Genomic DNA, 24,682 nt, shown 5'->3' on the forward strand with positions numbered 1-24,682 from the left:
ATGCAGATTTCAGAGTGCTTGAGCGATTCCAATACAAGGCGTACCTATACAGTAATGGTTATTCCCTGCAACTGCTCCTGCGTTGCTCTAATATAGTACATCCGTGTACAAACCTTGCAAATAGGTACAACGAAGTAGTGGGATTGCTCAAGCACTTCTTCGATGGGTTTAAAAGTAATTTATGCCGCGTTATTAAATTGAACAATGGAACAACCATTCTCTAAATTCAATGCCTCGCCTAAATTACTTTTAATTCCCACTGAAATCCCGCACTTTGAATGGTGACGGGTATATATATTATTAGTTATATTAAAAAACTCGACAAATTTCACAAAAAATATGTCAGCAAGTGTTTCAAACGACTAGTATTTAAGTTAACTTCATGTTTTAGCATAGTATATATAACAGTAGTAAGTAGGTCGTCATGAGTGAGTATTTAAAATCAAAGAAACTTTCCGGTGTGTGTTATGACATTAGAGGGGCTATTGCCAAGGAAGCCAAGCGCTTAGAAGAAGAAGGCCACAAAATACTTAAACTTAATATTGGTAACCCTGCCCCATTTGGTTTTTTAGCACCAGACGATATTTTACGAGATGTAATTCATAATTTACCAACTGCGCAAGGTTACAGTGAATCACAAGGCATATACTCGGCACGCGTTGCTGTTATGCAGTATTACCAACAATTTGGGATGAAAAATCTAGATGTAGATAATATTTTTATCGGTAATGGCGTAAGTGAGCTTATTGTGATGGCAATGCAAGGCCTACTCAATGAAGGTGACGAGGTTCTTATTCCTGCACCAGACTACCCATTATGGACTGCCGCGGTATCATTATCAGGTGGTACGCCTGTGCATTATAAATGTGATGAAAAAAAATACTGGTATCCGGACATCGAAGATATCAGTAGCAAAATCACCAGTAAAACTAAAGCTATTGTTCTCATCAACCCTAACAACCCAACAGGCTCTGTTTACCCAAAAGAGGTTTTAGAGCAGATTATTGCAGTAGCACAAAAACATAACCTGATTGTTTTTTCTGATGAGATATACGACAAAGTGTTATATGACGGCGCAACTCATACACCAACGGCAAGCCTAAACGAAGATGTGCTTATTGTTACTATGGGTGGTTTATCAAAGAACTACCGCATTGCCGGCTTTAGAGCGGGTTGGATGATGCTAACAGGACCTTTACTTAGAGCAAAAAGTTATTTAGACGGTTTAACTATGTTAGCGTCAATGCGTTTATGTGCCAATGTTCCTTGCCAACACGCAATTCAAACGGCACTTGGTGGTTATCAAAGTATTAATGAGCTTGTCGAAGAAGGCGGACGTTTAAAGGCACAAGTTGATCTTGCTCATAAAATGATTAATGAAATTGACGGATTAAGTTGTCATAAGGCAAAAGGTGCGCTGTATTTATTTGTCAAAGTCGATGGTGAAAAGCTTGGCATAGATGACGATGAACAAATGGTGCTAGATATATTACGCCAAGAAAAGATCCTGTTGGTGCAAGGCAGTGCATTTAATTTGCATGAAGGCATATATTTTAGGTTAGTATTTTTGCCGCATAGTGAAGATTTGATCCAAGCAATTAATCGCTTAAAGCATTTCTTTAGCCACTATAGTCAAAAGTAGGGACAAGGAACTAAGGTCTAAGGACTAAGGAATTAGGTTGGTGGGACTTTTAAATCATGGATGATTAAACTTAGAATTGCCACGGATGGTATAAATTCTGTAGTCTCACTTTAGTTTCGAATATGTAGCTTTGCTACTTCTAATACGCTAGCGCTTCGAATACGTTACCAAACCAGAGGAAAACTGATGGAAAGTACATTTTTAGCATGGATGTTTCGCATGCCACTGATCAAACGTTGGGCATTAATGTACTGCGTAAAAGCAGAAAATATTGCAGAACATTCTCATCAAGTTGCCATCGTTGCTCATTTATTGGCAGTAATCAAAAACAAAAAATTTAATGGTAATTTGAACGCCGACAGAGCCGCGACTATTGCTTTATATCATGAAGCATCAGAAACTCGCTATGGTGATATTGTTAGCCCAACAAAATATGCCAATGAAGAAATAGCCTTTGAGTTTAAAAAAATAGAAGCGCTTGCCGAACAAGAATGTTTAGACGCATTACCAGAAGAGTTGCGAGATGTATTTGAAGACCTAATTATTCAAGATAACGTCGACAGTGAATATAAAGCCATTGTAAAAGCCGCTGACATTATGGTTGCTTATGTTAAGTCACTTGATGAATTAAACCACAACAACCCCGAATTTAAACATGTTGAGAAACGTTTAAAATCAAAACTGGATAGTCTCACTGAAACCATGCCTGAAGTTGAATATTTTATGACAACATTTTTACGGTTTTGTACTGCTACCGTTGATAAACTTTCAAAGCATAGTTAACAATATTTTAGATTATAAGATCCTGCCCTTCCCCCGCAGCTCGTTACCTTATACAATATGCTTCCTTAATTTAGGCTACTGTGTAATTTTTAGTAGCCAGCAAAGCTTTATAAATGATCAAATAATCGATGCCAAAGAATAACCAAAATAAATATGCCGAAGTCTATTCAGTATTAACAAACATTACTGATGAGTCGTTGCAACAGTTAAAGCCAAATGAGCAACCTATTGCTAAGCGCCAGCCTTTAAACATGTACGTTAAAGAAAGTACTGTTGAAAAACGTTGGCAGGCGATTGACTGTGAGCAAGCTAAACAACAGTTACTCGATCAATCAGCTGTTGATAGTATGGCTTTGTATCAAAAAAACATTGAAAATTTTATTGGTACAGTCAAACTTCCTGTTGGTGTCGCGGGTCCTTTAAGAGTGAATGGTTTATTTGCTCAAGACGATTATTTTGTCCCGTTAGCGACTACTGAGGCTGCGCTAGTTGCCTCTTATAACCGCGGCGCTTTATTGATTTCTGAAGCTGGTGGTTGTAGCGCCATGTTACTAAATGAAGGTGTGTGTCGCACTCCTGGCTTTGCTTTTGACACTCTTATTCAAGCAGGACAGTTTGTTGCTTGGGCGACCACGCAAATTGACACATTTACCGAAATCACTGAAAGTACGTCAAACCACTTAACTCTTAAAGATTTAAAAATAAACATTGAAGGAAATCATGTTTATTTAATTTTTGATTATCTGACCGGTGATGCCTCGGGGCAAAACATGGTGACTATTGCCACTAATGCTGTACTTGAATACATTACAGAGCACTCGCCTACCAAAGCAAAATATTCCTTTTTAGATGCTAATTTATCTGGAGATAAAAAAGCCACCATGCAGTCTTTAAATGGCGTACGTGGTAAAAAAGTAACAGCAGAAGTACATATAAGTGCTGAACTAGTTAAAAAGCGTCTACACACAACACCAGAGCGCATGGCTGATTTTTGGCGTATGTCATCAGTTGGTGGTGTATTAAGTGGCTCTGTTGGCGTACAAGGTCATTATGCTAATGGTTTAGCTGCCTTATATATTGCCTGTGGCCAAGATGCCGCATGTGTTGCTGAATCTGCGGTGGGTGTAACTCGTATGGAGCTAAACGACGATGGTAGCCTATATGCCTCAGTAACGTTACCAAACCTTATGGTAGGCACAGTTGGCGGCGGCACAGGCTTACCTAGTCAACAAGCTAATTTACAATTACTTGGTCTAGCCGGTAATGGTCATGCCCGAGCACTAGCAGAAGTTTGTGCTGGCCTTTGTTTAGCTGGAGAGCTATCAATGATTGGCGCCTTTTGTGCTGGCCACTTTGCCAAAGCTCATCGAAAACTGGCCCGTTAACAGAACGAATCATTTATCCTTACTGTATTAGTTCTTTCTTATAATTAATTAGTAAGTAATTTAAGTACTTAACCATTGTAAATGATTGAGTTAAGTTGCTACAATTATCATTCAATAACTTTTGGTGTTCTCGCGAGTAAACGAGAACTTAAAAGGGAATGTGGTGCAATTCCACAGCTGTTCCCGCAACTGTAAATAGAGCTTTTTTAACATACCACTGAAGTAATTTTGGGAAGGGTTAAAATAGGTTATCTCTATAAGTCAGGAGACCTGCCATAAGTTTATAAATTCATTAATCGTGCGGGTAACGCGAAGAAGATTTTGGTTATATGATGCTAACGTCGGCTAAACCCCGTAATTTGCACATAACTGGCCACCCTTCTTTTATTGCTTGCGCTAAAATTATATTAAGACGCATGGCCAATACTGTACTACAAGCAAAACAACTCTCCTGGCAAGTAGACGGGAAAAACATCATTAATCAAATTGATTTCAATCTGACTAAAGGTGAAACTGTGGCTATTGTTGGGCCAAATGGCGCAGGAAAAACCTCGCTGTTAAAATGCTTGTATGGCGAATACCAAGACTTTACTGGCAGCATTTTTCTTAAAGGAAAATGTTTAAAATCAATTTCAACCAAACATATCGCCAAACAACTTGCCGTTGTTAGCCAATACACTAATTCAGTATTTAACTTAACCGTGATCGACGTTGTCCGTATGGGATTAATACCTCATAAAGGCTTATTTGAAAGTGACACAAATAGTGATTTAGACCAAATAAATCATGCCTTAAACAAAGTCGACTTACTTGATAAAAAGCAGCAAAGTTTTAATACATTATCTGGCGGCGAACAACAACGAGCCTTAATAGCCAGAGCTATAGTACAGGCTGCAGACATTCTTATTATGGATGAGCCGACTAACCATTTAGATATCTATTATCAGCATCAAATACTGAAATTAGCCAAAACACTTAACATCACTTTGTTATTGACCATTCATGATTTAAATCTAGCGGCAGAATATTGTGATCGACTGGTTTTGATGGATCACGGCAAAGTTGTCGCCAATGCTAAGCCAATTGACGTTTTAACACCAAACACTCTAAAACAAGTATTCAATTTAGACTGCTTTGTCGATCAAAATCCGTTCACCAATAAACCTAGAATAACCTTTGCCGCAAGTGCTGAACAACATGAGAGGCAAGTTTGATGAAGCCATTAAATCTCAATTACTCAATGTTGTTACTGCTTAGCTTAGTACTTGGTACTTTTATATTATCAATTGGCTATGGCGTCAGTGAAGTTGATCACTTTGCTGTGTGGCAATGTATTAGCAGCAGTTGCGAAAAAGATATCTATCAAACAATTTTATATGACATCCGTTTTCCCCGAGTATTACTTGGTTTTCTAGCCGGGTTTGGTTTAGCCATTGCTGGCGCGTTAATGCAAAATGTTACTCGTAATCCTTTAGCCGATCCTTACCTGTTTGGTATTGTTGCTGGTGCTGGCTTAGGTGCAACACTAGCAAGTTTATTGCCGGCCAGTATCCACTTTATTTCACTGCCTTTAGCCGCATTTGTCGGTGCATTAGCCGCGGTGGCATTAGTGCTGACCGTCATCGCTAATAATAACTGGCGCCGCGTATCGCATTTATTACTCGCCGGTGTTGCCGTTTCATTTTTATTAAGCTCAATCACCAGTTTCATCTTATACATGGGTGAAGCATTTTCATCTAATCGAGTAATATTTTGGTTAATGGGGTCGTTAGCTCGAGCTGATAGCAACGCATTAATGTGGATATTCCCGGTGATCCTTATCTCTACCCTAATTGCATTCAGCTTAGCAAGACAGCTTGATGCGCTACTATTGAGTGATGAAAGCGCTCGCACTTTAGGAGTGAAAGTCGCCAGATTACGAATTTTGGTTCTGGTAATTTGTGCAGCCAGTACCGCAGTTATTGTTTCCTATTGTGGCGGCATCGGTTTTGTAGGCCTAATGATCCCTCATATTGTCCGTTCATTTGTTGGCATCACAACCGCCCGCTTGCTTATTGGCTCTGGTTTACTCGGTGGATGCTTTTTAGTTTGGGTAGACGTTATTGCCCGTACAGCCCTTGATGGCCAAGAAATTCCGATAGGGGTTATCACCTCTGCTTTAGGCAGTGTTTTCTTTTTATTATTAATGCGCAAAATGTAAGGCTTTTGTTTAGATGAATATTTCCAAATTAAACACTAAATATATCGGTGCTATCACCAATAAAATTGATCAAAAAACTAAGCCTCCAGGTGCCTTGGGTCAATTAGAGGCTGTGGCAACTCAATTAGCATTAATTGCTTCTAATCGTCAACTAGGCTTAGCCGAAAGCATTGAAATAACTAAACCTACCGCTTTAGTGTTTGCTGGTGATCATGGTATTAGCGCCGAAGGAGTAAGTATTGCTCCTAGTGATGTAACTCGCCAAATGGTTTTAAACTTTATTCATGGTGGCGCCGCAATCAACTGCTTTTGCAGAGCAAATAATATCGCTTTAAAAGTAATTGATACCGGCATAATTAAACCAATAGACGATGATATTAAAAACCAGCACAGTAATTTTATTGAGCAACGCTTAGGCGCTGGCACAAATAACTTTGCTAAAGTGCCGGCAATGACAACTGCACAAGTCGAGCAAGGTTTAATCTATGGAAAAAACATAGCTTTTGCCCAAATAGAACAAGGCTGTAACTTACTCATTCTTGGTGAAATGGGCATTAGCAACACCAGCTCTGCTGCAGCAATTTTAGCGGCATTGACCGGAGCAAGTCTAGATGAATGTGTTGGTAGCGGCACAGGGATAAACAGTGAGCAATTAACTATTAAGAAACAGTTAATAAAAACTGCCCTAAAGCGCGTAAACACTAAGGATGCAATACATATTCTTGAACAAGTTGGCGGCTTTGAAATAGTACAAATGGTCGGTGCTATTTTAGCCGCTACAGAAGCTGGTATTGCAGTTTTAATCGATGGATTTATTGTCAGCGCCGCTGCGCTATTAGCGAAACAGATAAATGAAAATGTAACTGATTATCTGATTTTTTCTCATCAATCAGATGAGTCTGGGCATCAATTACTATTAAGCCAATTCAACGCCACACCGTTATTAAGTCTTAATTTAAGACTCGGTGAAGGTACGGGCGCAGCATTAGCATTGCCATTGTTAGTTGCCGCTACGCATTTTTACAATGACATGGCTAGTTTTGAGCAGGCAGGAGTCACAGTTTAGTCGTAAAAATTGCGATTGCTTTATATTATGAATACGATAAAACAACAGGTTAATTTATTCTTTTTAGCGCTAAGTTTTTTTAGTCGCTTACCTGTGCCTAAAAACTTAGAATACTCGCCACAATTATTGAATCAATCTGGCCGTTACTTTTCATTAGTTGGCTTACTTATCGGCATAGTACTCATTGCTTTTTACAGTATTGTTTCGTTACTTTTTCCTATCAGCATAGCAATTATATTGTTAATGGTTGCCAGCTTATTACTGACCGGCGCATTTCATGAAGATGGCCTAGCCGATATGGCTGATGGGATCGGCGGCGGCCTCACTATCAGTGAGCGGTTAGCAATTATGAAAGACAGCCGACTAGGTACTTATGGTACGGTAACGTTAGTTTGTGCTTTAGCCTTAAAATACTCTTTACTAGTTGAATTAGCTCAGCAACAATTAATATTAGCCAGTATTTTAGTCGGTTATGCTCTCTCAAGAGCGACAGCCGCTAGCCTTATTTTCGACATGACTTACGTAAGTGATAGCGACACAAGCAAAAGTAAACCGCTTGCCATGCAACAAACCATTGAAGAGCTTTATATATTGTTAATCATTGGCGCTCTACCTTTAATGCTGCTGCCCTTTAATACCATATTAATTATCGCAATATTACTAATCATGTTTAGAGTTACTTTCAAATATTGGCTTAATAAGCGCATTGGTGGTTATACCGGAGATTGTCTAGGCGGTGCTCAACAATTGACTGAATTACTCATTTACTTAGTTATTGTAGCAAGCAGTACTGGAGCATTATTATGATCCATTTGATCTTAGGCGGAGCTCGCTCTGGCAAGTCTTCTTATGCCGAACAATTATGCGCTACTTTGCAACAACAATGCGAACAAACGTGCGCACATTCACCAATATATATAGCAACAGCACAGGCCTTTGATGATGCTGAGATGCAAGTTCGTATCGAAAAGCATCAACAAGATAGAATGGCCAAAAATAACGATATTACTTGGCAGGTTATTGAATGCCCTACCGAGCTTGCACAGCTATTAAATAAACAAAATAAAAACAATGAAAGCAGCAATAAAATTTATTTAGTCGATTGTTTAACATTGTGGCTTAACAACATAATTTTTAACTTAGGTGAAACCGCAGAGCAGCAACAAATCGACGCCCAAACAGAGCATCTGATTTTATCATTATGCAAATATCAACACACTAAAAGTCAACACTTAGTCCTTGTTGCCAATGAAGTTGGCCTAGGCGTAGTCCCCCTTGGCAAGGTAAGCCGTTTATTTGTTGATAATGCCGGTTGGCTCAATCAACGTATTGCTAAAATAGCTGACACGGTAACATTAATAACTGCAGGTATTCCTTTAACCTTAAAGGAAAGTAACAATGACTAATTTATACTTTTTACGTCATGGTAAAGTAGACGGGCCTGCTGCACTTTACGGTCATACTGACATTAAAGTTATTAGCGAGCATGATGATTTATTACTGACTGAACTGCTTAAAGTGCAGCACAATTTTACTCATATTGTCAGTTCTCCATTACAACGCTGCAAAAGTTTAGCAACTAAATTTGCCAAAGCCAGTGGATTACCGCTTGTCATTCAACCGCAGTTAAAAGAAATCGATTTTGGTAAGCTTGACGGTATGCCATTTGAAACGGCAAAACAGCACTGGTCAATACTTGAAAAGTTTTGGCTAAACCCAGCCCAAAATCCATTACCAAATGCTGAAAACTTAACTGATTTTCACCACCGTATTCTCTCAATATTTGACCAACTTATTATTGGATATAAAAATGAATCTATATTAGTCATTTGTCATGGCGGCGTTATTCGTATGCTGCTTAGTGTTGTATTAGAGCTAGACTGGAAAAACCCAAAACTGTTCAGTAATTTGCGTATTGAAAATGGCAGTATTAGTAAAATAGTACACCATGAAAACAGTAACTTTAGCGAAGTCTTTGGTATTGGGTTACCTATATCTACGTGTGCGAGATCTGCCAACAATGACTAAACAAAGCAAAACGTTAATGATACAAGGTACAACTTCCGATGCAGGTAAAAGTACGCTAGTTGCAGCCATTTGTCGCGTACTTGCAAGAAAAAGCATCAAAGTCGCACCTTTCAAACCGCAAAACATGGCGTTAAACAGTGCCGTAACTAAAGATGGTGGCGAAATAGGTAGAGCACAAGCGGTACAAGCTCATGCTGCTAATATCGAGCCTGAAGTTGATTTTAATCCAATTTTATTAAAACCTAACTCCGATACTGGCGCGCAGGTTATTGTGCACGGTAAAGCATTGTCTATGATGGAAGCGCAAAGCTACCATGACTATAAAAAAGTGGCGATGCAGGCAGTACTAGAATCACATCAAAGATTACAGCAGCGTTTTGATTATATTGTTGTTGAAGGTGCGGGCAGCCCCGCTGAGATAAATTTACGCGAGGGCGATATTGCTAATATGGGTTTTGCCGAACGAGTAAACTGTCCGGTAATACTGATTGCCGACATTGATCGTGGTGGCGTATTTGCTCATCTTGTTGGCACACTTGAATTACTTTCTAAAAGCGAGCAACAACGGGTGATTGGTTTTGTTATTAACCGTTTTCGCGGCGATATTAAACTGCTTGAATCTGGTTTGGAGTGGTTAGAACAAAAAACAGGAAAGCCTGTGTTAGGCGTATTACCTTACTTGCATGGTTTATCTATCGCTTCTGAAGATGCGGTCGACCCCAGCCAAGTCACTGACAACGAGCAAATTAAAAAGTTAAAAGTTGTCGTGCCAGTTTATCCTAGAATGAGTAACCATACCGACTTTGATGCTCTGCGTTGGCACCCTGAAATAGATTTACAATTCATTTATCCTAAAGATATATCAAACCTTGATGATTTAAGTACTCAACCAGCACAACCCTTGCCAAGTTGTGATTTGATCATTTTACCGGGCAGTAAAAATGTGCAAGCGGATCTTGCCTTCTTAAAAAGTCTTGGCTGGCATCATTGTATTAAAAAGCACTTACGCTACGGTGGTAAAGTCATCGGTATTTGCGGTGGAATGCAAATGTTAGGCGATGAAATTTTTGATCCTAACAACGTTGAAAGCGAACATTTATCTAGCTCTGGTTTAGGTTTATTGCCGTTTACCACTACCCTTACCGCTGATAAAACATTAACTAATGTGTTAACTAAACTAACACTTTTAGATCAAACATCGAATATAGAAGGTTATGAAATTCATGCCGGTATCTCTACTCAATTAAGTAACGACATGACCGCCATTTTTAGCCATTCAACATCACTTGGTTTTGAAAGTCATGATCAACAGATAATTGCTACCTATCTACATGGATTGTTTGAAAATCCGGATGCATTGTCACTACTAATGAAATGGGCTGGAGCAAGTATTGCAAAATCGCAAAGTTTTAAAGAACAACAAAATTATGCGTTAAACACTTTGGCCGATTCTGTCGAACAACACTTAAATATGCCCCTTATAAATAAACTTACAACACAATGGAACTCACATGAGTAATGACAATAACAAACCGACTAAAGAGCAAAAACACCAAGCACGCCAACAACGTTTAAAAGAAAAAGTGGATGAACGTATTGCTAATGCTACCGAGGAGAAAGGCTTATTAATTGTTATCACCGGTAATGGTAAAGGTAAGTCTACCTCCGGATTTGGTACAGTAGCTCGTGCTGTAGGTCATGGTTTAAAAGCTAGCGTAGTACAGTTTATAAAAGGTACTTGGGAGTGCGGCGAACGCAATTTACTTGAGCAGCACGATGTTGATTTTTATGTGATGGGAACGGGGTTTACCTGGGAAACTCAAAATAAACAGCAAGATACCGCATCTGCACAAACTGCTTGGCTTGATGCAAAAAAGTTACTGCAAGATGAGCAAGTCGATGTTGTCTTACTTGACGAAATTACTTACATGGTTACTTACGGCTATATAGATCTTGAAGAGGTCATTGAAACATTAAATAACCGTCCGGTAAATCAACACGTGATAATTACTGGCAGAGCTTGTCATCGCCAGCTAATTGAACTTGCCGATACAGTATCAGAGGTTCAACCAATTAAGCATGCTTTTGATAACGGCATTAAAGCGCAAGCTGGAATTGACTGGTAAACCTGATGAATAAAAAACATAAAACCCTTGTTGTTTTTATTAGCTTAATCATTGTCGCTTGGTTATTAAAGGTTATATTTATTACATCAACTGTAGTAGTTTCCGAGGTGGCTGAGGTTATTAAAGATGAGCAAAAGGAAGTTCAAGAGCAACAAGATGCTAATAAATATTATAGTCAGCAAAAAATTATCGCCCTTGCCCCTCATGTGGTTGAAGTACTATTTGATCTTGGCGTAGGCAGTAAAATTGTTGCCACTACCGAACATTCTGACTTTCCTGAACAAGCGAATTCAATCCCGCGTGTTGGTAATTACGCGCGGCTAAAAATAGAAAAAATATTGGCTTATCAACCCGACTTAATTATTGCTTGGCGTACTGGAAACCCAAGTGATGATTTAGAGCGGTTAGAACAACTGGGCTTAAACGTTGTTTACTCTGATCCTATTAATTTAACCGATATTGCCAAAGAACTAAGGTTATTTGGTAAGTTGACTGGCAGTAGCGAAATTGCAGAACAAAAAGCGCTAGATTTTGAGCGAAAAATAACCGCGTTAACACAGCAATATCAGAATAAGCAGCCTATTTCTGTGTTTTATGAATTGTGGTCAAAGCCATTAACTACGGTTGCACAAAACGCATGGCCGCAGCAGCATCTAGAAGTTTGTGGTGCTATTAACCCGTTTAAACAGTTAATTAATGATTACCCACAAATAAACATAGAACAAATAATTATCGCCAACCCAGAATTGATCATACAGCCAATGTCAGCCGGAGAGCCAAACCCTGATGCCGTAGATTGGCAAAAATTTCCACAAGTAACAGCGGCGCAACATAAACAATTATTGATGCCAAATTCAGACATATTACATCGCATGAGTTTTCGATTACTCAGTGAGTTAGAACAGCTTTGTATCGACATTGATAGCAGCAGAAACTTTTATCAGAGCTTACAAAACTAACACTATAAAGCCCAAATTTGAGCATAGCTCAGATGTTATTGCCCTGCTAACGTCATTCTCAGGGTGATAATACCAGTTTGGATAAGTTTGTGATCTTGTTGTGCGTAGAAAAAATCAATCTAGGCAAGGCACTCGATTGAACAATAGCTGGCTATTGGGATTGAGAGTAACGCAGATTAGGTTGAATTTAGCCTGCACAAGTGAGCAATAATTTATTCAAATTGGTATAACGACGTCAGTAAAACTGACAACACAATCGTTAAGATATTCGTCCAAAAAACGAATTTTAACGGGAAACAAGTGCCGGCTAACGCCTATTCTTGTACTGCCCCCGCAACGGTGATTTTATTAATAAGGCAATAATTCCTTGTTAATAAATAAGTCCGGAGACCGATCTTAGCGCTATTTTTTTCAGATGCGGAGGGCATCTTTGGTGAGGAAATAATGAAGAAAACTATAATAGCAACAACCCTTATCTCAATAGGGATCTCAGCATCATTCAGTCAACAGGCGATTGCCGCTAATGTGGATACCGATGATCAAATGCTAGTTACCGCAAACCGTAGCCAGCAAGAACAGTTTTTAGCTCTGTCAGCTAATTCAGTTATTACCAGCGAGCAGATAAAAACCATGCAAGTGGGTAATATCAGTGAATTACTCGATACGGTAGCCGGCGTTAGCGTAGTACAACAAGGCGGCTCTGGCCAGAATACATCTATTTTTATGCGCGGCACAAACTCCAATCACACGCTAATTTTAGTTGACGGCGTGCGGATTAACTCGGCCACTTTAGGTACGACCAATTTAACCGCTATTTCACCAAGTCAAATTGAACGAATTGAAATTGTTAAAGGCCCAAGAGCAGCACTTTGGGGCAGCGATGCCATTGGCGGTGTAATTCAAATATTTACCAAACAACTTCATTCTGGTGAAGGCAGTTTAACCGTTGGCGCTGGCAGTAACGGCCTTATTCAAGCCGACGCAGCAATGGGCTTAGGAAACGACAAACATAATATAAGCATTAGCGTGTCAACTGAAAGCAGCGACGGTTTTAACGCCTATACAACCGACCCATATCCATATGATATTAATGAAGATGATGATGACGGTTATGAACGTTTTAGTGTGAGCGCAGTAGGTAATAGTCAATTGACTAATACCATGTCTTTGCATTTAGTTTCTCGTTTTGAAAGTGGTAACAGTGAATTTGATGCATCGTACCCTGACAGCCCATGCTGGTTTGATGAAGCTCTTGCGTGTCCTGCTTATTATGCTAATGAACAAGACCATGAAAACTACTCGGTTAAACTTGCAAGTAGATATCAAGGCGATAATTTATTTAGCGAACTAGCAATTGCTACAAGCCAAGATGAAGCGGAGAACTTTGGTAATGAAACAGTGCCAAGTACAATCAGCACCGAGCGCAACCAAGTTAGTTTTATCAATCAATACCAGTTTTTAACTGGTACATCGTTTAGCCTTGGCCTTGACTATTACGTTGAAGAGATCTCTAACAGTGAAGATCTTGATGGCTGGGTGCCTGGCTTTCAAACTTGGGATGAAGTAGAGCGCGAAGTAAGTGCGGTATTTTTACAAGCTCAACATCAACAGGACAAATTGTTGCTTGAAGGTGCAGTACGTCATGACGATATTGAAAACCTTGATGCCGAAACTACCTACAACGCATCAGTAGGTTATCAAATTAATGATAACTGGCTGGTAAGCGTTACTCGCGGTACTGGTTTTAAAGCGCCAACGTTTAATGATTTATATTGGCCTGGTTCAGGAAACCCGGACTTACAACCAGAAAAAATCACTAATAATGAAGTTCTAATTCGCCATCAATTTAGCTCTGATAGCCTTAATGCTAAAGTTGAATTAAGTGCATTCGATTCTGAAATTGACAACTTAATTGCTTGGGCACCGAACGAGTTTGGTTTATGGCAACCTGCAAATATTAACTCAGCTGAAATCAGCGGTGTAGAAGCATCAATAATGCTTAATGTGGGTAATATAAACAACCAGTTAAATTTAGCATTTGTTGATGCAGAAGATTCTGTTACTGGTGATAAACTACTACGTCGTCCAGAACTAACGGCAACTTATAGCTTAGGATATCACTGGCAAAACTTTAGCTTTAATAGCCTAGTATCTTACCGGGATGAAAGTGTTGATGCTGGTGAAGCTAAGTTAGATAGCTATGTGTTAGTTGATCTTGGCGTAAGTTACCATGCAACCAATAATATTACTTTAAATGCTAGAGTGAATAATATCTTCGATGAAGAATATCAAACATCACTGAACTACTTTGCCGATGGTACAAACTATAAAGCGTCTGTTTCTTATAGTTTCTAGTAACAATAGGCACATTACTTATTTAAAATACCGCACTTAAACTTTTAAGCTGCGGTATTTTTTTATACACTAAACTTGTCTATAAATTATTAACCAAGAGTTGCCATATGATCGATTACCGTTCAGACACAGTTACCAGACCAAGCGCAGATATGCTGCAAGCAATGATACACGCCGAGCTTGGCGATGACGTGTATGGAGACGATCCAACAGTAAACGCCCTTGAAGCGAGAATGGCAAAGCTAAGTGGGTTTGACGCGGCAATGATCGTTAATTCAGGAACCCAATCAAACCTTTGCGCCCTGCTCGCCCATTGTGAGCGTGGTGAAGAATATATTGTTGGTCAAGGCTACCATGCCTATCTTTATGAAGCGGGCGGCGCAGCCGTGCTTGGTAGCGTGGTACCACAGCCCATTAAAGTTTCCGACACTGGCGAACTTAATTTTGCCGATATAAAAGCGGTACTCAAAGAAGATGACTCGCATTTTGCTAAATCAAAATTGCTTAGTCTTGAAAATACGCATTGCGGAAAAGTAATACCGCTTGAGTATTTTGCACGAGCAAGAGAGTTTGCTAACGAGCACGGCCTGGATATTCACCTTGATGGTGCACGTATATTTAACGCATTAACTGCCATAAACATTGAGTTAAAAGATATTTGTAAGTACGTTGATTCTATTTCAATTTGTTTTTCGAAAGGCTTAGGTACACCAATGGGCTCTGTACTTTGCGGCAGTAATGAATTTATTAGTAAAGCCCGTCGCATTAGAAAAATGGTAGGTGGCGGCACACGACAAGCCGGCATCATCGCTAAAGCAATGGACTATGCCTTAGATCATAATATTGAACGCTTACAAATTGATCATGCAAATGCGGTGTTATTGGCCGATTTATTAAAAGAATGTCATAACCTTAGCGTAACAACACCACAAACCAACATGGTTTATATTGATGTAGATGAAAGTGTTGATGGTGAATTACTAAGTAAATTACTACTTGCAGAAGGAATACTAATTTCAGCTGGGCAAAACTTACGCCTGGTTACTCATTTGAACATAAGCACCGCTGATATTATCTATACCGCCGATACAATAAAAGATTGCCTATCCCTAATGTAAACACGATAGTTGAAATATTTTTCAACGTTTCGGAGTCATTGAAACTAAAAAAAGGGCCTATGGCCCTTTCGTTATTTAGTTTAATTGTATTTTTAAACTTGTTGAAAATGATACACAGAGCCAAGATTAAGCATTTGTGTTAACTCATCTAACGCGGTGCGCGATTCCACTAACAAATTAGGATCACGTAAATCATCAAAACTTAATTGGTCACGATAATGCTTATTGATCCAAGCTTCTAAATTACCATAAAGGCCATCACTCATAATACAATTTTGGTTAACCGCTGCAAGTTCGGTTTCGGTCATAGCCACACGTAAACGTAAGCACGCTGGGCCACCGCCATTTTTCATACTTTCATTTACATCAAAATACTTAACCTGTTTAATTGGAGTATTCATAGTAACAAGGCGGTCTAAATACGCTTTCACGTTAGGATTATGGTAACAATGCATAGGCGCTATTATCGCCATGGTGCCATCTGCTAAAGTAATGATTTGAGTGTTGAATAAATACGTTTTAACACAATCTAGCAGCGGTACTTCATCAGTACTTACTTTAATAAAGTGCAAATCGTCTGAGCCGAACTTACTTTGTACTTCATTTAAAAATTTATCGGTATTTAAAAACGCTTGGTCATGGTAGAACAACACGTTTTGGTTACCAACTGAAATCACATCGTTATGAAATACACCTTGATCAATCACGTCAGGGTTTTGTTGAACATAAACTACATTATCATCATGTAAACCGTGTAATCGAGCAACAGCCTGACTTGCTTCTAGTGTTTGTCTTGCCGGGAATTTTTTAGGTGCTGGCATCGCACTATTAAAGGCATATTTACCAAAAGTAAAAATTTCAACGCCCTGCTCGCCATATGCATTACATAAACGTGTGTGGTTTGCCGCGCCTTCATCACCAAAATGATCGTTTTCATTAAGATGTAAATGATGATTAAAGTGCTTTTCATCATTAAACACCGCTTTTAAAATATTACCGGTAATTTCAGGCTCTAGTGAACGATGAAATTTATTGGTTAAATTCGCTGGAGTGAAATGTATTTTTCCATCTTTAGTATCACCTGACGGTGATACAGTTGAAGAATTTGCTGTCCACATACTCGATGCACTAAAACAAGCAGATAGCACATTTGGAGCTTCTTTATGAGCTTGTTCTAAAACATTGGAATCAGAGCCTGAAAACCCTAAGCGACGAAGTGAAAGAATATCTGGACGCTCTTGTGGGGCAAATACACCTTGGGTCATTCCCATATCGTGCAATGCTTTCATTTTGGAAATACCTTGCAATGCAGCGTTTTTAGGATTCGAAATATCATTAGCACTTAATTTAGAGGCAACATTGCCTTCAGATAAGCCGGCATAATTATGAGTAGGACCTACTAAACCATCAAAATTCGCTTCAAAACTCTTCACTTTTAAATATCCAATATTTTATAAATTTTGGCTATTGTAACGAGTTTTCAGCACTAGTAAATGGCAATAAACCTTGTTTTTCGCCTAATTACGCATGTTTGTAAATTTATTGTTGACTTTAGAGCTAAAACTCAGTAAATATAAATCAATGTTTACCAAATATTAATTTTTCGATGTCAAATATTCTAATTATCATTAAACTCATACTGGTCGTGGTTTTATTACCAAGCCAAGGGTTGTGACTGAATATTTATAAATCGCATAATAATTCATAAAACCCTCGCTGTAAAAACCGAGGGTTTTGTTTTTTCTGGACGAAAAAAACTTTTAAATAAGGCAACAAAATGACCACAGAACAATATTCAGGAGCAGAACTACTTATAAAATCTCTTGCAGAGTTAGATGTTGAATACATCTTTGGCTACCCAGGCGGCTCAGTATTAGATATTTATGATGCTATTTTTAGACAAGACAAAGTTAGTCATATTCTGGTCCGTCATGAGCAAGCAGCAACTCATATGGCCGATGGCTACACCCGTGCTTCAGGTAAATGTGGCTATGTATTAGCCACATCAGGACCAGGTAATACAAATTGTGTTACCGGTATTGCTAATGCTTACATGGATTCAATTCCTATGGTTGTGCTCGCAGGCCAAGTTGCATCAACCCTAATTGGTGGCGACGCATTTCAAGAAACCGATATTATTGGTTGTTCTCGCCCTATCGTTAAGCACAGTTTTAACTGTCGTAGTGCTAGCGAGTTACCAAACGTGGTCGCTAAAGCCCAATATATCGCGATGACAGGTCGTCCAGGACCTGTTGTTATTGAATTGCCTAAGGATATTTTAAACCCTGATATTAAAATGCCGTTTGTAATGAATAAAGACGTACAAATTCGCTCTTATAATCCAAACGTTAAAGGCCACCGTAAGCAAATTAAAAAAGCGGTAGAAAAAATTGTTAACGCTGAAAAGTTAGTTATCTATACTGGTGGCGGTATTATTCTTGCCGATGCATCAGAAAAATTAACCACACTTGTTGAGCGCTTAAATGCTCCTTGTACCAATACATTAATGGGCTTAGGCGGCCTAAGCGGCGTACATGACAACTTTATTGGTATGTTAGGTATGCACGGCACGGCTGAAGCAAATAAAGCCATGGCTGGTGCAGATATTATCCTAGCATTAGGCGCTCGCTTTGATGATCGGGTGACCAACAAAGTTGAAAAGTTCTGTCCAAATGCCACTATCATTCATGTTGACATTGACCCTACATCTATTTCAAAAACCGTTAATGCACATATACCAATTGTAGGTAATGTTGACGTTGTTATTGATCAGTTAACAGCAGAGCTAGATGCCGTTGACCACAAGCATAACAAAGACGACTTTAAAGAATGGTGGAGTGAAATTAATGAATGGCGCAAGCTAAACAGCTTCAGCTATGAAAAACACCCAGATAAAATTAAACCACAACAAGTTGTAGAGTCTATTTACAAGCACACTAATGGTGATGCTTATGTATGTTCAGACGTTGGTCAACATCAAATGTTTGCCGCGCAATACTATCCGTTTAAAAAGCCTCGTCAATGGATCAACTCAGGTGGCTTAGGCACCATGGGATTTGGTTTACCTGCAGCAATGGGGGTTAAAGTAGCTTACCCTGACGCACACGTTGTGTGTGTTACTGGTGATGGCTCTATACAAATGAACATTCAAGAGTTATCTACTTGTTTACAATATAACTTACCTGTAGTGGTTGTTACTTTAAATAACCGCTCGCTTGGCATGGTACGTCAATGGCAAGACATGATATACGGTGGTCGCCACTCTTCATCTTATATGGAATCATTACCAGATTTTATTAAATTGGCTGAAGCTTATGGCCATGTTGGCATGCAAGTAAACCACCCTGATGAATTAGACAGTGCAATGAAAGAAGCATTTTCAATTAAAAATCGTTTAGTGTTTATGGATGTTTTAGTCGATGAAAAAGAACACGTTTATCCAATGCAAGTACGCTTTGGAGCAGTAGACGACATGTGGCTTAAAAAAGGAGAGAAAGTATAATGCGCCGTATCCTATCAATTTTATTAGAAAACGAACCTGGTGCCCTTTCACGTATTGTGGGTTTATTTTCTCAACGTGCATTTAACATAGAAAGCCTATGTGTAGCAGAAACAGACGAGCCAACAATTTCTCGTATTACCATATCTACATTTGGTGATGACAAAGTGCTTGAACAAATTACCAAACAAGTTAATAAGCTTATTGATGTTATTCGTGTATCCGACTTAACTGACCGAGCTCACATTGAACGTGAGTTAGTGTTAGTAAAAGTACTGGCCATGAACAACATCACTCGTACCGAAGTTAAGCGTATCGCTGACATCTTCCGTGGTGATATTATTGACGTTGGTAAGCAAATTTATACGGTTCAGTTAACTGGTGATGAAGATAAAATCGCATCATTTATTAGCGTATTAAACAACGAAACTGAGATCATTGAAGTAGTACGCTCAGGTACTGTCGGCATAGCTCGCGGCGAAAAAGCGCTACGCGTATAAATTAAAAAACTAGGGTCAGAGTCAGGTTTTAGATCCCGTTCTTCAACGGGACGACACTAGTGTGTCGACAATGACTCTGACCCTAGTTGAAAGACCCTCATTTATTTATGCAGATACAACTCGCAACGAAAGCAGATAAATCAGTAATAAAACGTTTTTATAAAAATAACCGTTACAGCGCCAGTTTTATGGGCGAGGATCAGTGTTTTTATATTAGCAACAATGATGCAGAAATCATCGCTTGTGTAATTGTTTCATATACTACTACCACGCCATTTCTACATGCCCTTGTAGTTAAGCAGGACCAGCAAAAAATAGGATTAGCTCGCCAATTAGTTATTAAATGCCAGCAGCAATATAATGATATTACTTGTTTCGCAGATAGTGATTTAACTGAGTTTTATCAAAAGCTAGGCTTTGCTTTAATTAACGTAGCTGAGTTACCTGTGAACTTACAGCCTAGATTTCAGGCCTATAATCAAAATAACCTTAACCTTCAATGTTTCCAATACAGGTCAGGAATTAGGAATTAGGAATTAGGAATTAGGGTATTTTACTCTTTAACCTCTGTTGCATATCGTTAATTACATTCGTTTTAAATTTATCTTCATGTTCTGCCTGGTGTAGATATTTATATTGGGTAATATCAACAACTTCTAGATTAAGCTTTATCTTTTTAAATACTTTTGGAAATTTATCTCCAGGTGACTGGATATGATGTAAACCTCCACTGTACACAAATAGAATTTTTCCTTTATTTAAACGAGATATTATGTCCGCAACGCCGCCCCTAACCGTCATTTCATTACCATGTTTATCTAAACCAGTAGGCCGCTTCATTCGCCCTTCCGGTAAAATGGCGGTAATTTTTTTATCGTTTACCTTATTAAGAAAATCTGTCCAAGTGTCATCGTTTTTTCTACTAATAGGAATACAGCCAGGTACTAGTGAGTATAATACTTTGCCAACAATGGGCCTTTGCAATGTATTGTCAGCCCCTGGGACCATTAACTGATTAGACATTCTCCATAAAAATGACAATGGAATATTGCGTAGCAATACCGGCTCAAACAAACTGGTGTGATTTAAAATTACGATCAGGTTAATATCTTGCCAATGCTGCTGTTTTTCATCCGACAGCCAATGCTGTTCAATTTTATAGAACAACGTTGATAAATACTTAACCCAAGTCAGTAAGATAAAACTAATAAAACGCACTAACAGCCCTTCTTTTTAAATGTGCTATCCGCCCTCAATCATTACAGATTAGACCAGTAATAACTAGACCTAGTTTTAAACCACCCTAAAACGAGAAATCTCGCGCTTTCAACAATTTATATTCATATGAATAACATGAATCAATAAATAACCTTATTTATATTGTGGAATAAGGTATTTATAGCCTTTTTAAACTAAACTTGATGCACTGAAAGTAAAACCAAGTTCATTTGAAGGGAGTCTGTCATGCTTAAATTCATTAGTTTTGCATTGGCTATTTGTCTATCTACCATTCTAATTACCTCGTGCGGAGGCTCATCAAGCAGTGACCCCGAGGTTAACCTTACCGACCAACAAGTCAAAGACATAAATACGCTAACCGATGGTGAAATTACCGGTTTTGGCAGTGTGTTTGTCAATGGGGTGAAATACGACACTAGCAATGCAGAAATATCTAATGATGACGGCAGTCCGTTAAATGAGTCAGATTTAGCTCTTGGTATGATCGTAAAAATTGACGGTAGTATCAATGATGATGGTTTAACAGGTGTTGCTCATCACATTTTTTACAGTGCTGAAATTAAAGGCCTAGTTGAAGCTATAAACCTAGATACACGCAGTTTGATAGTGCAAGGACAAACCGTATTAGTTAACGATTTAACCCACTTTGATGATACCAACTTTGCCAATCTCATGGTTGGTGACTTTGTTGAAGTTAATGGCCATTTTAATGATAACGGCGACTTACTTGCTACTCGCATTGAAAAACAAAATGACAGTAATGACATCACCATCAAAGGTTTGATCAAAGAACTTGATACGACGAACAAACAATTCATGTTGGGCAACTTGACCATAGACTACTCTATGGCAAGCTTCGATAACTTTAATGAAACTGATTTAGCAAATAATAAATTCGTTAAAGTTGAAGGAAAGCTGACTAATCTTATCAATTTAACTCTGCAAGCCGATGAAGTGAAACTCATTACTTTCAAACGAGAAGATGATGACGAAGAGCATTCACATCATCATTTACATGGGTTTATCAGTAATTTACAAGATGACAACAGCTTTTCCATAAGAGATATAAATATTATTACCAATGAGCAAACTCGGTTCAGATATGGTGATAAAAGTTCATTAGCAAATGACGTGTTAGTTAAAATAAAAGGCCATTACGACGATAATAATAACTTAGTTGCTTCAAGTATTTATTTTGTACAGCGTATTAAAGTTAAAGTTGCAGGCCCGGTAGATGCTATTGATATGACGAGCCAAACCATAACAGTGTTAGGCATAGAGTTTAACTATAACGAATATACTCGCTTTAATGATGATACTGAGAGCGATCAACATGACTTTAATATTGTTGATATTAGCGCATCTGATTATGTAAAAATTAAAGGATTTAGAAACAGTAGTGGCGATTACTTTGCCACAAAAATCATCAAAAAAGATGAAAATGATAGTGATGATTTTGATGAGCCTAAATTTGAAGGCCGAGTAAGTAATATTGTTCCATACATTAGCTTTGACATATTCTCATTCACCGTAACGATAAACGATACAACAGAATATGAAATTGACGATCAGCATGTCACAAATGAACAATTTTTCAATAAGTTACTTGATGGTATGCGCGTTGAAGTAGAGGGGTATTTCAGCAATGGTGGGGTTGTTGTCACGAAAGTGGAAATTGAAGAGTTTGAACATCAATTTGAGCATCACGATCAAGACCGAGGTATGACGGGTCCTGTTACTAACATTACTGACAACAACACCTTTGATGTATTTGGCCAGACTATTTACACCAAAGAGCATACTCGCTTTGAAAATGATGTTGAAACAGACTTAGCCATAGCTTCTCTCACCAATGACGAAACTCTAACTCAAGCGGAGTTTTTCCAACTTATTATCGATGGCACTATGGTTGAAGTTGAAGGTGGCATGCATATGGGTAAATTTGTCGCTCGAGAAGTTGAAATCGTCGACCAAGACGAAGAACTAGAAGTTAAAGGGCCTTATCATCATTTAACTGAAACGAGTTTCGATATATTCAACATCTCCATCAGTTATGATGAAAATACGGTTTTTGAAAATGATTCAGAAGAGTCAATTACAAGCAGTGCATTTTTTGATTTATTCCCTACCCTAACCAATGTTGAAGTAGAAGGCAGTTATGAAAATGGTAGCTTCACTGCCTCTGAAGTTGAAGTAGATAATGATATGGATGATGACTTTGAAAAAGATTTTTAAGGTTTCTATCTACTAAAAACTCACCTTAAGATAATAGGTCTTAGTGCATATTACTAAGACCTTTTGTTTTAAAAACTAGCTTTATTAATTCGAGTACAGGTTTATCACATCAACAATGGCTTGTTGACACACATTACAAAAATCATCGGTGCGAGTAAACATAATGCAGTTCAACTCACTACGATAAAAGCCTTTGGCAGAATAGTTTGCCCCTTCAAAGGCACCTATAACATCGTTAAATTCTGCTTTAGAAAACATGCCTTCAACAATATCCTGGTTTTGATGGAACAATTTATCCATATCACTTTCAGGCTTGTTGTCTTTACGCAACTGGCCACGAATTTGTTGATACTCATATGAGTGTTTCTCATATTCTTGTTTTGGCCACGGTGTTGGTAAAGGGGTTTGTTTTTTAACTTTTGTTTGCCATTTCAATGTATTACCATTTAATAAAGCAGTAACATTTGGCTCGTACGGCTCTATGATGTTTGTTGGCGCGGCGTAAGCAACAGAACTGGTGTAGTACTCATCAGCGAGTCCGGCAAAATGATGGCCAAATTCGTGAATAAACAAATAATCCGCCCAATCACTGTTTGCTGCAGCCGTTGAAAATAAACCATAAATACCGCCGCCGCCATAAGTGTCGTTATTGACGATGATCTCAACAAAGTCATAAGGGGCTGAGGACGCTATGCGACGAAAATTTCGGTTATCACTGGTAAGTACATAACGCTCAGAGCCAAAAGCATCATAGGTTACGCCTAAAGGGCTGTCATGATAAGTTCCGGTAGACGGACGGGAAACGCCTGACTCATCAGTAATTGGTGCTAACGCCCACACATTAAAGTTTTTTCTATGCTCTTTAAATGGGCTAGTAGCAAACAATGCTTCGGTAAGCTCTTTTGCCGATTGCTTAAATTTAGATAACTCTGCTGCCGTGTAACCATCTCCCAAAATAAGTAAATCGACTTTATCTTTTGGATCACCATTTTGTTCAATGGCAATAACCTGATCTTGATAGGCTGCAGACTCTCTATGGTTTAAGTAATGATTGGGGTTTATTTGTGTAGTCCATACATTTTGAAACTGATGTTCTGCGTCACGCTTTTCAATTTCAATAATCACCTCTTCATCAGGCATAGGAAAGCGCAATGACTCATGAAAAGTACGTTTGATTTTTTTGGCTTCGCCCGTAGTTTCCCACTCACCATAAATAGAGCTGTAACTGCGACTAAATAACACTTTCTTAGACGCTTTATTTTTAACGATGAAACGGTATTTACCACGATTTAAGTCATCTAACACTTGTGTTTTTGACCCAGGCCAGCTCAAAGGCTCAATCACCACATTATCTAACGAAAAAATTTCTTGCTGACTATCGCCAGTATGATAATAATCAACACGTAAAGTCTGCACATTTGCAGCAGCGCCACAAGACAACATTAATACCAATAACGCTATTATAATTTTCATTTTGATCCTATTGAAAGAGTAAAGGGTCTCATAACTAATATCATTAGTTATTTGCCTTTAGTCAACTGTCATTT

Annotated in this window: 21 protein-coding genes and 2 riboswitches; of the genes, 18 read left to right on the forward strand and 3 right to left on the reverse strand. The window is 38.5% G+C overall.

The window, feature by feature from the left end:
- Window positions 1–424 precede the first annotated feature (424 nt).
- The 14 genes from RGQ13_RS11450 to ltaE all read left to right on the forward strand — a co-directional run bounded on the left by RGQ13_RS11450 (window position 425) and on the right by ltaE (window position 15,662).
- Window positions 425–1,642 carry a pyridoxal phosphate-dependent aminotransferase gene (locus RGQ13_RS11450; RefSeq protein WP_348389883.1) on the forward strand — a complete coding sequence of 406 codons (1,218 nt, stop codon included), beginning with the start codon at window positions 425–427 and terminating at the stop codon, window positions 1,640–1,642.
- Between the two features lie 186 nt (window positions 1,643–1,828).
- The gene (gene yfbR / locus RGQ13_RS11455; protein ID WP_348389884.1) at window positions 1,829–2,425 is read left to right on the forward strand and encodes a 5'-deoxynucleotidase; all 597 of its coding nucleotides are present in this window, start codon (window positions 1,829–1,831) and stop codon (window positions 2,423–2,425) included.
- A 128-nt stretch (window positions 2,426–2,553) separates the two neighbouring features.
- Window positions 2,554–3,810 carry a hydroxymethylglutaryl-CoA reductase gene (locus RGQ13_RS11460; RefSeq protein ID WP_348389885.1) on the forward strand — a complete coding sequence of 419 codons (1,257 nt, stop codon included), beginning with the start codon at window positions 2,554–2,556 and terminating at the stop codon, window positions 3,808–3,810.
- Between the two features lie 105 nt (window positions 3,811–3,915).
- A riboswitch (cobalamin riboswitch) is annotated at window positions 3,916–4,102 on the forward strand.
- A gap of 37 nt (window positions 4,103–4,139) precedes the next feature.
- Window positions 4,140–5,024 carry an ABC transporter ATP-binding protein gene (locus RGQ13_RS11465; RefSeq protein ID WP_348389886.1) on the forward strand — a complete coding sequence of 295 codons (885 nt, stop codon included), beginning with the start codon at window positions 4,140–4,142 and terminating at the stop codon, window positions 5,022–5,024.
- Window positions 5,024–6,010 (forward strand): FecCD family ABC transporter permease, encoded by a 987-nt coding sequence (locus tag RGQ13_RS11470; protein ID WP_348389887.1) that lies wholly within the window; start codon window positions 5,024–5,026, stop codon window positions 6,008–6,010. The genes RGQ13_RS11465 and RGQ13_RS11470 overlap by 1 nt, the downstream gene beginning before the upstream one ends.
- Window positions 6,011–6,023: 13 nt before the next feature.
- On the forward strand, window positions 6,024–7,076 hold the full coding sequence (gene cobT / locus RGQ13_RS11475; RefSeq protein WP_348389888.1) for a nicotinate-nucleotide--dimethylbenzimidazole phosphoribosyltransferase: 1,053 nt from the start codon (window positions 6,024–6,026) through the stop codon (window positions 7,074–7,076).
- 27 nt (window positions 7,077–7,103) lie between these two features.
- Window positions 7,104–7,883: an adenosylcobinamide-GDP ribazoletransferase gene (locus RGQ13_RS11480; protein WP_348389889.1), complete on the forward strand. Its 780-nt coding sequence runs from the start codon at window positions 7,104–7,106 to the stop codon at window positions 7,881–7,883.
- Window positions 7,880–8,482, forward strand: coding sequence for a bifunctional adenosylcobinamide kinase/adenosylcobinamide-phosphate guanylyltransferase (gene cobU / locus RGQ13_RS11485; protein WP_348389890.1), 603 nt, complete (start codon window positions 7,880–7,882; stop codon window positions 8,480–8,482). The genes RGQ13_RS11480 and cobU overlap by 4 nt, the downstream gene beginning before the upstream one ends.
- Entirely contained in the window at window positions 8,475–9,104 is a 630-nt protein-coding gene (locus tag RGQ13_RS11490) for a histidine phosphatase family protein (RefSeq protein WP_348389891.1), read from the forward strand. Before cobU ends, RGQ13_RS11490 begins: the two co-directional genes overlap by 8 nt.
- Window positions 9,097–10,623: a cobyric acid synthase gene (locus RGQ13_RS11495; RefSeq protein WP_348393402.1), complete on the forward strand. Its 1,527-nt coding sequence runs from the start codon at window positions 9,097–9,099 to the stop codon at window positions 10,621–10,623. The genes RGQ13_RS11490 and RGQ13_RS11495 overlap by 8 nt, the downstream gene beginning before the upstream one ends.
- Entirely contained in the window at window positions 10,616–11,230 is a 615-nt protein-coding gene (cobO, locus tag RGQ13_RS11500) for a cob(I)yrinic acid a,c-diamide adenosyltransferase (RefSeq protein ID WP_348389892.1), read from the forward strand. The genes RGQ13_RS11495 and cobO overlap by 8 nt, the downstream gene beginning before the upstream one ends.
- A gap of 5 nt (window positions 11,231–11,235) precedes the next feature.
- Window positions 11,236–12,189 (forward strand): cobalamin-binding protein, encoded by a 954-nt coding sequence (locus RGQ13_RS11505; RefSeq protein WP_348389893.1) that lies wholly within the window; start codon window positions 11,236–11,238, stop codon window positions 12,187–12,189.
- Between the two features lie 245 nt (window positions 12,190–12,434).
- Window positions 12,435–12,602, forward strand: a riboswitch (cobalamin riboswitch).
- A gap of 31 nt (window positions 12,603–12,633) precedes the next feature.
- On the forward strand, window positions 12,634–14,544 hold the full coding sequence (locus RGQ13_RS11510) for a TonB-dependent receptor domain-containing protein (RefSeq protein ID WP_348389894.1): 1,911 nt from the start codon (window positions 12,634–12,636) through the stop codon (window positions 14,542–14,544).
- 107 nt (window positions 14,545–14,651) lie between these two features.
- Window positions 14,652–15,662: a low-specificity L-threonine aldolase gene (gene ltaE / locus RGQ13_RS11515; protein ID WP_348389895.1), complete on the forward strand. Its 1,011-nt coding sequence runs from the start codon at window positions 14,652–14,654 to the stop codon at window positions 15,660–15,662.
- A gap of 92 nt (window positions 15,663–15,754) precedes the next feature.
- On the opposite strand, the gene astB is transcribed toward ltaE, so the two are convergent.
- Window positions 15,755–17,095 carry an N-succinylarginine dihydrolase gene (gene astB / locus RGQ13_RS11520; protein ID WP_348389896.1) on the reverse strand — a complete coding sequence of 447 codons (1,341 nt, stop codon included), beginning with the start codon at window positions 17,093–17,095 and terminating at the stop codon, window positions 15,755–15,757.
- Window positions 17,096–17,439: 344 nt separating this feature from the next.
- On the opposite strand from astB, the gene RGQ13_RS11525 reads away from it, so the two are divergent.
- The 3 genes from RGQ13_RS11525 (at window position 17,440) to RGQ13_RS11535 (ending at window position 20,194) form a co-directional block, all read left to right on the forward strand.
- Window positions 17,440–19,164 (forward strand): acetolactate synthase 3 large subunit, encoded by a 1,725-nt coding sequence (locus tag RGQ13_RS11525; protein WP_348389897.1) that lies wholly within the window; start codon window positions 17,440–17,442, stop codon window positions 19,162–19,164.
- Window positions 19,164–19,661 carry an acetolactate synthase small subunit gene (gene ilvN, locus RGQ13_RS11530; protein ID WP_348389241.1) on the forward strand — a complete coding sequence of 166 codons (498 nt, stop codon included), beginning with the start codon at window positions 19,164–19,166 and terminating at the stop codon, window positions 19,659–19,661. Before RGQ13_RS11525 ends, ilvN begins: the two co-directional genes overlap by 1 nt.
- A gap of 107 nt (window positions 19,662–19,768) precedes the next feature.
- Window positions 19,769–20,194, forward strand: a complete 426-nt coding sequence (locus RGQ13_RS11535) for a GNAT family N-acetyltransferase (RefSeq protein ID WP_348389898.1) — start codon at window positions 19,769–19,771, stop codon at window positions 20,192–20,194.
- Between the two features lie 10 nt (window positions 20,195–20,204).
- Here RGQ13_RS11535 and RGQ13_RS11540 read toward each other — a convergent pair whose 3' ends face one another.
- Entirely contained in the window at window positions 20,205–20,879 is a 675-nt protein-coding gene (locus RGQ13_RS11540) for a 1-acyl-sn-glycerol-3-phosphate acyltransferase (protein WP_348389899.1), read from the reverse strand.
- A 246-nt stretch (window positions 20,880–21,125) separates the two neighbouring features.
- On the opposite strand from RGQ13_RS11540, the gene RGQ13_RS11545 reads away from it, so the two are divergent.
- Window positions 21,126–23,135 carry a DUF5666 domain-containing protein gene (locus tag RGQ13_RS11545; protein WP_348389900.1) on the forward strand — a complete coding sequence of 670 codons (2,010 nt, stop codon included), beginning with the start codon at window positions 21,126–21,128 and terminating at the stop codon, window positions 23,133–23,135.
- An 84-nt stretch (window positions 23,136–23,219) separates the two neighbouring features.
- On the opposite strand, the gene RGQ13_RS11550 is transcribed toward RGQ13_RS11545, so the two are convergent.
- On the reverse strand, window positions 23,220–24,608 hold the full coding sequence (locus RGQ13_RS11550; protein ID WP_348389901.1) for an IgA Peptidase M64: 1,389 nt from the start codon (window positions 24,606–24,608) through the stop codon (window positions 23,220–23,222).
- Window positions 24,609–24,682 lie beyond the last annotated feature (74 nt).

Origin of the sequence: Thalassotalea psychrophila, from assembly GCF_031583595.1 — a bacterium.
Classification (GTDB): Bacteria; Pseudomonadota; Gammaproteobacteria; order Enterobacterales; family Alteromonadaceae; genus Thalassotalea_A; species Thalassotalea_A psychrophila.